We start from the raw sequence: 11348 nt of genomic DNA on the forward strand, positions 1-11348 counted from the left end.
ATTCATTAAGCTCCTTTAGTTTGGGCAGCTGTTGCTGTCCGAACAATGTCTCCCAGTTCCCGAATCGAATGAAGCTCGCGATTGCGAAGAACCAAGGATTTACCGATAGATAACGCCAGACGTTCCGCAGCTTCCTTGATAGCAGGATCGGCAATGGTGTCGATATCTGCCACATGCGACAGGCTGATGATACGGCGAATCACTTTGCACCCTGCAAAACCAATCGTATCTTGCAGTACTTTCTGGAGATACAAGTCCTGATATCCCGCTGTACGTGCCATATGATCGGTGACATGCTCATCCCACAGTTTGCGGAACCTACGCTCAAACTGCTCCCATACCTGAATGGCGGTCTCCAGAACCCAGTCACGCCTTTCCTTTAGAGCCTTCTCGCCAGAGGTCCATCCGGGTTGTGCTGCGTAGTTCAACAGCAGATTGGCGATCACCGCTCCGATATCAAAGCCCATGGGTCCGTAGTAGGCAAATTCAGGATCAATGACTTTAGTCGATTCGGTCGTTACAAAAATGCTACCAGTATGAAGATCACCGTGCAGAAGCGCTTCGGTTCGTGTCAAAAACTTTTCTCGCAGCAAAGCCACTTCCAGGTGAAGCACTTGATCTGTACGTAGTGCCTCTGCTTCGTCTTCGATGTACGCACCATAGTTGTTATTATCTGAGAACCGATACGGTTCATCCAGAATCAGATCCTCAGTTATTTTGCAGAGATCCGGGTTGATAAAGCGTTTAACCAGGTCTTTTTTATCCTGCTGATTCATGCCCAAATCTGAGGTGAAGAAGAGCGTGCGTGCCAGAAACTCCCCAATATGATTAGCGAAATATGGATAGGTGTTTCCTTCTATTAGTCCCTTGCGCATGATGGTGTGTGAGCTAAGATCCTCCATCACGGTCAACGCAAGCTCATCGTCATACGCCAGTACCGCAGGAACTAATTCGGGGCAAATGTGGTGTTCCTGCTGAAGTGCCTCACGTTCAATACGGGCACGATCCAGTGAAAGCGGCCAGGATTCACCCACAATTTTTACATAGGGAAGTGCCTGCTTGGCAATGATACTCTTGTTAGATTCAGAATCCGTAATATGAAAAACCAGATTTAAGTTACCATCACCGATTTCTCGGCATTCCAGACGGGCTTCCTGACTAAAAAATCCGGGGATGTTCTTCACGAATTCGATTGCTTCTTCAGTGGTTAAAGGATGATATTGGGACAACGAAGTCACCTCCATAAAATGTGCGCATGTAAATAGTTTAAAAAATATCACAATATTAAACCAAGTATTTTGATAGGATAGAGAAAGTATAACGAAAATCATTGAAGTTTTGTACATTTTTTTTATGGGGATTGAAAGAGCAAGAAAGGAGAACTCTTTTTTTGTTTCGTCTCCGTATAGAGAGGGTAAATATGAGACAGACGTCCGGCAGGTGATATTAGGATGCCCGCTGGCGTCTTACCGTCAGTAATGACGGTGATGGATATGTAAACGTTCCTGAAAGTCAATTTGATGAAAAAGGAAGGGATTTATGATGGCTAAAACAACAAGTAACTCGAAAAATACGCAAACCAAATCGGTGGAGGAACTTTTAAACCGTCAAGTCGCTAACCTCAATGTGTTATATGTAAAAATTCATAACTATCACTGGTATGTGAAAGGCTCTAGTTTCTACACACTCCATGTTAAATTTGAAGAGTTATACAATGAAGTGACATTGAAAATGGATGAGATCGCCGAGCGTTTGCTCGCGTTGAAAGGTTCTCCTTCCGCAACGTTGAAGGAATACCTGGAGCTGTCGTCGATTCAGGAAGCAACCGGCAACGAAGATGCTCCTAAGATGGTACAAACCTTGATCGAGGATTTTGCAACTGTATGCGAGGAGTTTCAGGAAGGTATCGAACTGGCGGAAAGCAATTCCGACCAGCCAACTGCAGATTTGCTGATTGGTTATAAAGCGGATCTGGAGAAACATATGTGGATGCTTCGCTCTTATTTGGGCTAATGGGCCGAATTTCGCTCCATCACTCAATGCCTAGTTCGGTGAATTTAATTCCACTCCATAGTGATGGGGTTACGCTCTGAAATAAACTCTCTACATGTAAAACGCTACTGACGTCATGCTGTCAGTAGCGTTTTTATGGCTGGAAAAAGATCATGCATCCCATGTTTTTTGTACAAATTTATAATTATATGAACAACCACAGGATGAATTTTGCTATTTGTGTGCCTGGTAGGGTGAACATTTTATGAAGAAAGTTGGATAACGTGTGTCTGTTGGTTGCACCCTTAAAGATATTTATTATAAAATAACTTGAGAATCATTGAGAATCAGTTTAGAATGATTATAAATAAATTTTTAAATATTACTTGAAATCAGGGGGCTCCCCTGTTTAAATATACTTTCTGATTTCGACACCACACTACATTTTTTGGAGGGTATTGCGAATATGGCTACAAACTTTAAGATTGAAGGTCTCAAGGCGACCATTGAAGGCAAGGAAATTTTGAAAGGTATTAACCTCGAAATGAAGGGCGGAGAAATCCATGCCATCATGGGTCCTAACGGTACGGGTAAAAGTACACTCGCGTCTGCTTTGATGGGTCATCCTAAATATGAAGTCACAGATGGCAAAGTAACTTTGGATGGAGAAGACGTGCTGGATATGGAAGTGGATGAGCGTGCACGTGCAGGATTGTTCTTGGCGATGCAGTATCCGAGTGAAATTGCAGGGGTAACGAACTCCGACTTTTTGCGTAGTGCGATCAACGCACGCCGTGAGGAAGGACAAGAAATCTCCCTGATTAAGTTTATCCGTCAAATGGAAAGCAAAATGAAAGAGCTCGAAATGAATCCTGAGTTTGCTCACCGTTACCTGAACGAAGGCTTCTCTGGTGGTGAGAAAAAACGGAATGAAATTTTGCAAATGATGATGATTGATCCGAAAATTGTCATTCTTGATGAAATCGACTCCGGTCTGGATATCGATGCTTTGAGAATCGTAGCTAGCGGTGTCAACGCTATGCGTTCCGAAGAGCGTGGTTTCCTTATCATTACTCACTATCAACGTCTGTTAAACTACGTTAAACCAGATTATGTACATGTAATGATGCAAGGACGTATCGTTAAATCCGGTGGTCCTGAGCTTGCTGAGCGTCTGGAAGCGGACGGTTACGACTGGATCAAGGAAGAGCTGGGTATCGTTGATGAAACTGTAGGACAAGAGGCGTAAGCCGGAAGCGAGGAGGAAAACTAATGACTACACAAACAATCCTTCCGGTAGATTCCGAGCAACTGCGTGTTCTGTCCGAACGTAACGGCGAACCATCTTGGTTGGCCGAAGACAGACAAAAAGCACTTGAGCTTGCAGGCAAACTGGAGCTTCCGGTATTTGAAAAAACAAAAATCGAACGATGGAAATTAAACGATTACGGTCAACATAAACAGAACGAGGTCATTGCATCGGTAGGGCAGGTCCCGGCAGCCATTGCTGATCTGGTCAAAGAGCAACAGGAGGGTGGTCTGATTATTCAGCGCAACTCCGGCGCGGTATATGTGAAGCTGAGCGAGGAATTGGCGGCGCAAGGCGTCATTTTCACGGATTTACAAACAGCGGTTAAAGAGCATGCTGATTTGGTTAAAGCTCATCTGAACACAGTTATTAAGGCTGAAGAAAATTCATTATCTGCATTGCACGCAGCACTCTGGAACGGTGGAGTATTTGCTTATGTGCCTAAAAATGTAGAACTGAACGTTCCGCTTCAAGCTGTATTTCTGACGGACGATGCGACTGCAACGTTTGCACCGCATGTGCTGCTCATTGTTGAAAGCCACAGTTCCGTGACGTACGTAGACAACTATGTATCTGCGGATTTGGCGGCACCTGTTCTTCATAACGGTGCGGTAGAAGTTGTTGCAAATGCAGGAGCTAAAGTACGTTATGCGACAGTCCATCAGTTTGGAGAGCAAGTAACGGATATTTCGATTCGTCGTGCTACGTTGGGAAATGACGCAGCTATCGAATGGATTGTGGGCGAAATGAACAACGGTAATACAGCAAGCAATACCATGTCCGTGCTCACAGGCAATGGCTCCAATTCGGATGCCAAGATCATTGCTGTTGGTTCCGGCTCTCAAAAGCTGAACTATACGACACAAGCACAGCATTTTGGTAAAAATTCCGCCAGTCAGATGATTACGCGCGCAGTAATGCGTGAAGAAGCGTCTTCCATCATTAACGGAATTACAAAAATTGAAAAAGGTGCTACCAAAGCAGACGGTCAGCAAACAGAACGTGTTCTTATGCTCAGCCCGAAAGCGCGTGGTGACGCTAACCCGATCCTGCTGATTGATGAAGATGATGTAACGGCAGGTCACGCAGCATCGGTTGGTCAGGTAAACCGTGAACAAGTGTATTACTTGATGTCCCGCGGGATTAGCCGTGCAGAAGCTGAACGTCTGATTATTTATGGCTTCTTGGCACCTGTCGTATCTGAAATTCCGCTCGAAGGACTTCAACATCAGCTGCAAAGCCTTGTTGAAAGGAAGTTAGGCCAATGAATACTGCATTGATCCGTGAACAGTTCCCGATTTTACATCAGGAGATTAACGGTCATCCGCTGGTTTATTTGGATAATGCGGCCACTTCGCAAAAACCGCTGGCGGTCATCGAGGCGATCAAGCACTACTACGAATATGATAATTCAAATGTTCACCGTGGTGTGCATACCTTGGGTAGTCGCGCAACGGATGCTTATGAAGGTGCGCGGGAGAAGGTAGCCCGCTTTCTGAATGCAAAGCGCAGTCAGGAAATTATTTTTACAAGAGGAACAACAACGGCGTTGAATCTGGTCGCTTCTTCCTATGGCAGGGCTAATTGCCAGGCAGGTGATGAAATTGTCATCACACAAATGGAGCATCACAGTAATCTGATTCCGTGGCAACAGGTAGCCAAAGCCACAGGCGCGACTTTAAAATATATTCCACTTCAAGAGGATGGTAGCGTTGATCTTGCTGATGTTGAGAATACCATTACAGAAAACACGAAAATTGTAGCGATTGCGCATGTCTCCAATGTGCTGGGTGTTGTGAACCCTGTCAAAGAGATTGCAGCTATTGCGCATCGCAACGGCGCAGTCATCGTTATAGACGGTGCACAAAGCACACCACATATGAAAGTAGACGTGCAAGACATCGATGCTGACTTTTATGCCTTTTCGGGTCACAAAATGTGTGCTCCTACTGGGATCGGAGCACTGTACGGCAAGAAGGCGCTGCTGGAAAACATGGAGCCCATTGAGTTCGGCGGTGAAATGATCGACGATGTGGGATTGTACGAATCCACATGGAAGGAGCTGCCTTGGAAATTTGAAGGTGGAACCCCGATTATAGCCGGAGCCGTTGGTTTGGGAGCTGCCATTGATTTTCTGGAAAGCATCGGACTGGACGCCATTGCACAGCATGAAAGCCGTCTGGTCGACTATGCTCTCAAACGTCTCCGTGAAGTGGAGGGATTGACGATTTACGGACCTGCAGAACGTCATGTCGGGCTTGTAACATTCAACTTGGATGATGTGCATCCGCATGATGTAGCTACCGTATTGGATAGCAAAGGGGTGGCTGTACGTGCAGGCCATCATTGCTGCCAGCCATTGATGCGCTGGTTGAAAGCCAGTGCGACTGCACGTGCCAGCTTTTACCTCTATAACACGGAAGAGGAAGTCGACGCTTTGGTCAGCGCCTTAATCCAAACAAAGGAGTATTTTGGCGATGCAACTTGATGACTTGTACCGACGCGTGATTATGGATCATTATAAAAATCCGCGCAATCGCGGACGTTTTGAGGACGATGCCGTTACGGTGGATTTGAATAATCCTACGTGTGGTGACCGGATTTCTCTTCAACTCAAAACGAAAGACGGCGTGGTCGAAGATGCCCGTTTTACTGGCGAAGGCTGCTCGATTAGTATGTCCTCAGCTTCGATGATGACAGAAGCGGTCAAAGGAAAAACGATTGATCAGGCACTGGATATGGCAAGCCGCTTCTCTTCTTTAATGAAGGGAGAAGCCGTTGAATTCGATGATTATGAAGAATTGGAAGCTTTGTCAGGCGTGAATAAGTTCCCGGCCCGCATCAAATGTGCGACACTGGCTTGGAACGCGCTGCGCAAAGGGATTGATGAAGATAAATAATTTAAATAGAACAGAGGAGGTTTGAGAAACATGGCCAAGAAAGCACCGGAAATGGAAGAGTATAAATATGGCTTTCGTGACGAGCACAAGTCCATTTTCCAAACAGGTAAGGGTCTCACTCCGGAAATTGTAAAGGAAATCTCCAAAATTAAGGATGAGCCAGAATGGATGCTGGAGTTCCGTCTGAAAGCACTGAAACAGTTTGAAAAAATGCCAATGCCAAACTGGGGCGGAGATATGGATGAACTGGATTTCAACGATATCCAGTACTATGTAAGACCTTCCGAGAAACAAGGGAAGACATGGGAAGAAGTTCCGACGGAAATTAAAGAAACCTTTGATAAACTGGGTATTCCTGAGGCGGAGCAAAAGTTTTTGGCTGGTGTATCCGCACAGTATGAATCCGAGGTTGTCTACCACAGTATGCAAAAGGAACTGGAAGACCAGGGCGTTATTTTCATGGATACCGATACGGCGTTGCGTGAGCATCCTGAGATTCTGAAAGAGTATTTTGCAACAGTTGTACCTCCTGCGGACAATAAGTTTGCTGCACTGAACAGTGCGGTATGGTCAGGCGGTAGCTTCATCTATGTACCAAAAGGTGTGAAATGTGAAGTTCCATTGCAGGCTTACTTCCGTATTAACTCGGAAAACATGGGTCAATTTGAGCGTACGCTCATTATTGCCGACGAAGACAGCTTTGTGCATTATGTAGAAGGCTGCACGGCTCCAATTTACAGCACGAACTCGCTGCATAGTGCCGTGGTCGAAATTATTTGTAAGAAGAACGCACGCGTTCGTTATACAACGATCCAGAACTGGGCACCAAACATCTATAACCTGGTAACCAAACGTGCGGTTGCAGAAGAAAACGCAACGATGGAATGGGTCGATGGTAACATCGGTTCCAAGTTGACGATGAAGTATCCAGCCGTTGTATTGAAAGGCCGTGGAGCGAAAGGGATGGTCCTGTCCATCGCTGTTGCAGGCAAAGGCCAGCATCAGGATGCAGGTGCGAAAATGATCCATTTGGCACCAGACACCACCTCCACAATTGTATCCAAGTCGATCAGTAAGCACGGCGGTAAAGTAACGTATCGCGGATTAGCTTCATTCGGTCGTCAGGCTCAAGGTGCAAAATCGAATATCAAGTGTGATACGCTGATTTTGGATAATCAATCAACTTCAGATACTATTCCTTATAATGAAATCATGAATGACGACATCACGCTTGAGCACGAAGCAACGGTTTCCAAGGTATCGGAAGATCAGCTGTTCTATCTGATGAGCCGTGGTTTGACTGAAGCAGAGGCAACGCAAATGATCGTTATGGGCTTTATTGAGCCGTTCACCAAAGAGCTGCCGATGGAATATGCGGTAGAAATGAACCGTTTGATCAAGTTCGAAATGGAAGGCAGTATTGGTTAAAACGCAGTAACCTTTGGTGTGACAAGGTTTTTGAGGTATTCTAAAGCTGTTAAATTGGAGTCGTGTCGATTTTGTGCCGACTCGGATTTCCTGCTAGTACAGAAGGCGAACTTTTTAAGTTCGCCTTCTTCTATTTTTTCCGTAATGTCTAAAAAGATGTCGGCAGTTTTCTGAATTGTCTTATGATCTAACGCTTTTATAAGGGGAGATAGAATTAAAAAAAATTATTGTTAGGACTGCGGATAATTGCCTAGCACTTAACTATGTTTGCTTAATAGGATATTGTAAAGCCACAAAACATAAGGAGGCAGGCAACGGATGCAGAAGAATAAAGCTGGAGTGAAGAAGAAAACCCTCTCTTCTAAACAGACACAGAGGCATGTACATGAATTTGAAGGTAGTACCAAACTGGCTGAAGAAGGCGCAGACCGACATAACCACCGCTTTGCAGGTGTTACTGGGCAAGCGATTCGAGTTGGAAGAAGTCATGTCCATGAAATTGATCTTTCAAAAACTGATTTCGTGAACCATTTTCATAATCTGAGAAGGATTAGAACAGGACCCGCTATTCCAGTCGGAAATGGCAAGCACGTACATTTTGTTACGGGCCAAACCACATTAAATGATGGTCATGTACACCAGTTCAATTTCGCAACATTGATCCAGGCACCTCTTATTTAATAAACAAATGTAGCAAATAATATAGTAGTAGAAACGCGTTTTTATTGTGTTTGATCGTTGTAAATTGTGACTAGGTTAATGTCCCTAACATAAAAAGAGGCTGTCCTTCGTAGAAGAACCTACGAATCAAGGACAGTCTCTTTTTATTCGCGTAGCCTGGGCTTCGGCAAGACATTTCGTTCCACCGAAGTAACGCCGGGAGGCAGTAGCGGATCAGGATTCCAAATAAATTTCATCAATGGATACATGGCGTTCCCTAGATAAATCTACATATTCATCATCGTTAATTCTCACTAAGGGTCTGAAGTAATCAGCAGGATTGTTCAGAATAATCGTTCCTGTCTGCCCTGTAGTCAGCAGAACCTGCTTATTAATGAAATTAGGAAGCATATGTCTGATGAACACTTGGGTAGCTTCTGGGTTTAGATGTCCAAAACTCATGCTGTGCAGCTCGCGTAATACGGCGAGTAGCTCCTGCTTTGTCTGGTACACACGATTGGAAATCATCGCGCTATACACGTCTGCAATAGCTGTTATGCTGGCAAAAGGATGAATTTCTTCCTTGAACAGTCCATGGGGATATCCACTTCCATCTTCACGCTCGTGATGCTGCAAGGCGACAATTGCAGAAATCTCATCGCTGGTTGAATTGCGAATAATATCATAGCCATAGAGAGAATGTTTCTTCATTTCATGAAATTCTTCAGGTGTCAGTTTATCCGGTTTGTTCAAAATTTCATCCGGTATCATGGATTTGCCTATATCGTGTAAATATCCGGCTTTACCAGCGGCATAAGCTTCTTCTTCTGTATATCCAAGCCATGTGGCAATGTAATATGACAGTACACCTACTTGGAGAGAATGATTATAGGTATAGTGATCTCCCCGCTCCATAATTAACAGCAGAGATACGACATCTTTTTGACGAGCCAGCTCTGAAACGAGAGGGCCGAACAGTTCATCAACTCGATATTCATCAAATTTTCCAGTTGAGGAAGCTTCGAGAAACATGCTTTCAAAGCCACTGATCGTCTGCTCCATGAGGGGAACGGCGCGTTTGAGGGATTCAGGGGAAGCTGGAACATCGGGGGCAAAGTCAACCGGAATGCTCGCAGAACCGGCATCAATGTCGATATAATCGACACCATGCATAATGAGTTTGGAAATGTCGTCATGCTGAAGCTCGGTGCCCTGAATCATGACAGGTACACCGTGCCCATTGTATGTATCGGATTTGAGGCGATCTCCCGGCTTGGCATCGGTAACGTGAACTCTCATGTGCTAACCTCCTTATTGTCGTAAATTTGTCGAAAATATGAAACAACCCTAATATATCAAGAATTATATGGGATGACAACGACTAAATTACTATTATTCCAAGCTGTAAAATAGGTCCCAGGCACCCGTTTCCTATCAGATACCTACAGTAGATTACGTCAATGCTTTTCACTATGTTTATGATGTGAGATTGTTCAGAGAGTACAGCGAAGCTTAAGGACTATGTCCACTCATATGTACCATATTGCTAAATAACATGGTATGCTTAAACATTAGAAGCTCCAAAGTCGATATATATAAAGTATAGAGGAGGGCGGTTATGGAGATGACGACTCGGCAAACGTTGACCATTTTGCATACCAATGATATCCATAGTCATTTTGGCAGTATGCCTTCGATAGCCGCGATGATCGATGAACGAAGAGCCGCATCACGGGATGCGCTGCTTGTGCTCGACATAGGAGACCACATGGACCGGATGGCCCCCGAAACGGAAGGAACGCTCGGTGGGGCAAATGTGGATGTGATTAATCTAACAGGATACGATGCAATTACGATCGGTAACAATGAGGGACTGACTTTTACCCCGGATATGATTGAACAGGCATATGCGGGAATTCATTGTCCGGTCGTATGCGGCAATATGACAGAGCGTGCTACGGGGATGAGCCCTTCGTGGATGAAGGAATCCCTTATCGTAGACAAAGCAGGAATCAAGGTCGGTTTACTCGGTGTGACGGCTCCTTTTGTAGAGTTTTATCAATTGCTGGGCTGGGATGTGCTCAATCCGTTTGAGGTGCTGGGGAAGCAGATCGCGGCACTGAGAAAGCAGGTTGATGTTTTGGTCGTGATGTCGCACCTGGGTCTACCTTCCGATCAAAAATTAGCGTCGCAGTTTCCTGAAATTGACGTTATCCTTGGAGGTCACACCCATCATGTGCTGGAGGAACCGCTTTGGATCGGAAAAACAGCTTTATGTGGGGCGGGGAAGTTCGGAACGCTGCTGGGTGAAGTGACACTAAGTCGTAACAATAGCCTCGAACCGTTTCGAGTCACGTCAGGCGGCGTAGTTCCTGTAGATCAGACACTACTGGACGAAAAAGTGGCATCGGCCATTGTGGTGCATCGCAGACAAGCAGAGCGCGCCATGGAGAGCACCATTGCGGTGACGGATCGGAAACTGGAGATTGCATATGATCAGGAATCCCCTTTTGGGAATATGCTGGCACAAGCGGTGTCCCATTTTACAGGAACAGAAATTGCCCTCGTCAATGCGGGACAACTGCTCGGCCCATTACCTCAAGGGGATATCAGTAAAGGAATACTACATTCCTTATGCCCTTCGCCGATTAATGCCTGTGTTATGAAGTTGCGGGGAAGAGATATTCGGTTGGCGCTGGAGCAGTCCTTGCTGCCTGAATTTACAGACAAGCCCATGACGGGCTTTGGCTTCAGAGGCAAAGTGCTTGGCACGATGTGTGTGGAAGGCTTGGCCATTCAGTATGACTCGGGCCGTGCTCCTTATGAAAAAGTGACGGACATTCGTGTAGCGGGTCAACTATTGGAAGAGCATGAGGAATACACAGTGGGCACGTTGGATATGTTCACTTTCAAAGCAGGTTATGAAGTGCTTGCGAACGGAACAGATCTCCGATTTATGCTTCCAGAATTTTTACGGGATTTGATTGAAATGGAGTTGAAGCGTCCGGGCGCGATGGAAGAATGTTTTGCAGCTAGGTGGCTTCAGGTATCAAAACAAT

General features: G+C 45.3%; 10 protein-coding genes. 8 read left to right on the forward strand and 2 right to left on the reverse strand.

What is annotated here, in order from left to right:
• Positions 1–5: 5 nt before the first annotated feature.
• The gene (gene mtnK, locus GRP75_RS06420) at positions 6–1229 is read right to left on the reverse strand and encodes an S-methyl-5-thioribose kinase (protein WP_069081111.1); all 1224 of its coding nucleotides are present in this window, start codon (positions 1227–1229) and stop codon (positions 6–8) included.
• Between the two features lie 313 nt (positions 1230–1542).
• Here mtnK and GRP75_RS06425 point away from each other — a divergent pair, with 313 nt between their 5' ends.
• From GRP75_RS06425 to GRP75_RS06455, 7 genes are all read left to right on the forward strand, one after another.
• Positions 1543–2013: a Dps family protein gene (locus GRP75_RS06425; RefSeq protein ID WP_013309551.1), complete on the forward strand. Its 471-nt coding sequence runs from the start codon at positions 1543–1545 to the stop codon at positions 2011–2013.
• A 445-nt stretch (positions 2014–2458) separates the two neighbouring features.
• Positions 2459–3241 (forward strand): Fe-S cluster assembly ATPase SufC, encoded by a 783-nt coding sequence (gene sufC, locus GRP75_RS06430; RefSeq protein WP_013309552.1) that lies wholly within the window; start codon positions 2459–2461, stop codon positions 3239–3241.
• Between the two features lie 23 nt (positions 3242–3264).
• Positions 3265–4569, forward strand: a complete 1305-nt coding sequence (gene sufD, locus GRP75_RS06435) for a Fe-S cluster assembly protein SufD (RefSeq protein ID WP_160788878.1) — start codon at positions 3265–3267, stop codon at positions 4567–4569.
• Positions 4566–5789, forward strand: coding sequence for a cysteine desulfurase (locus GRP75_RS06440; RefSeq protein WP_160788879.1), 1224 nt, complete (start codon positions 4566–4568; stop codon positions 5787–5789). The genes sufD and GRP75_RS06440 overlap by 4 nt, the downstream gene beginning before the upstream one ends.
• Positions 5779–6201: a Fe-S cluster assembly sulfur transfer protein SufU gene (sufU, locus tag GRP75_RS06445; protein WP_013309555.1), complete on the forward strand. Its 423-nt coding sequence runs from the start codon at positions 5779–5781 to the stop codon at positions 6199–6201. The genes GRP75_RS06440 and sufU overlap by 11 nt, the downstream gene beginning before the upstream one ends.
• A gap of 30 nt (positions 6202–6231) precedes the next feature.
• Positions 6232–7629 (forward strand): Fe-S cluster assembly protein SufB, encoded by a 1398-nt coding sequence (gene sufB / locus GRP75_RS06450; RefSeq protein WP_013309556.1) that lies wholly within the window; start codon positions 6232–6234, stop codon positions 7627–7629.
• 318 nt (positions 7630–7947) lie between these two features.
• The gene (locus GRP75_RS06455; protein WP_023987886.1) at positions 7948–8310 is read left to right on the forward strand and encodes a YmaF family protein; all 363 of its coding nucleotides are present in this window, start codon (positions 7948–7950) and stop codon (positions 8308–8310) included.
• Between the two features lie 213 nt (positions 8311–8523).
• On the opposite strand, the gene GRP75_RS06460 is transcribed toward GRP75_RS06455, so the two are convergent.
• Positions 8524–9588 (reverse strand): HD-GYP domain-containing protein, encoded by a 1065-nt coding sequence (locus tag GRP75_RS06460; RefSeq protein ID WP_023987887.1) that lies wholly within the window; start codon positions 9586–9588, stop codon positions 8524–8526.
• A gap of 319 nt (positions 9589–9907) precedes the next feature.
• Between GRP75_RS06460 and GRP75_RS06465 the strand changes: the two genes are divergently transcribed.
• A partial coding sequence (locus GRP75_RS06465; RefSeq protein WP_160788880.1) for a bifunctional metallophosphatase/5'-nucleotidase occupies positions 9908–11348 on the forward strand: 1441 nt, incomplete at its 3' end.

The organism is Paenibacillus sp. OT2-17, assembly GCF_009827695.1.
In the GTDB taxonomy this organism is placed as follows: Bacteria; Bacillota; Bacilli; order Paenibacillales; family Paenibacillaceae; genus Paenibacillus; species Paenibacillus polymyxa_B.

Excerpts from the sequence above, each read along its gene's own strand:
- GRP75_RS06425 (WP_013309551.1), top strand. The coding sequence starts at position 1,543 with ATGGCTAAAACAACAAGTAACTCGAAAAATACGCAAACCAAATCGGTG.
- sufC (WP_013309552.1), top strand. The coding sequence starts at position 2,459 with ATGGCTACAAACTTTAAGATTGAAGGTCTCAAGGCGACCATTGAAGGC.
- sufD (WP_160788878.1), top strand. The coding sequence starts at position 3,265 with ATGACTACACAAACAATCCTTCCGGTAGATTCCGAGCAACTGCGTGTT.
- GRP75_RS06440 (WP_160788879.1), top strand. The coding sequence starts at position 4,566 with ATGAATACTGCATTGATCCGTGAACAGTTCCCGATTTTACATCAGGAG.
- sufU (WP_013309555.1), top strand. The coding sequence starts at position 5,779 with ATGCAACTTGATGACTTGTACCGACGCGTGATTATGGATCATTATAAA.
- sufB (WP_013309556.1), top strand. The coding sequence starts at position 6,232 with ATGGCCAAGAAAGCACCGGAAATGGAAGAGTATAAATATGGCTTTCGT.
- GRP75_RS06455 (WP_023987886.1), top strand. The coding sequence starts at position 7,948 with ATGCAGAAGAATAAAGCTGGAGTGAAGAAGAAAACCCTCTCTTCTAAA.
- GRP75_RS06460 (WP_023987887.1), bottom strand. The coding sequence starts at position 9,588 with ATGAGAGTTCACGTTACCGATGCCAAGCCGGGAGATCGCCTCAAATCC.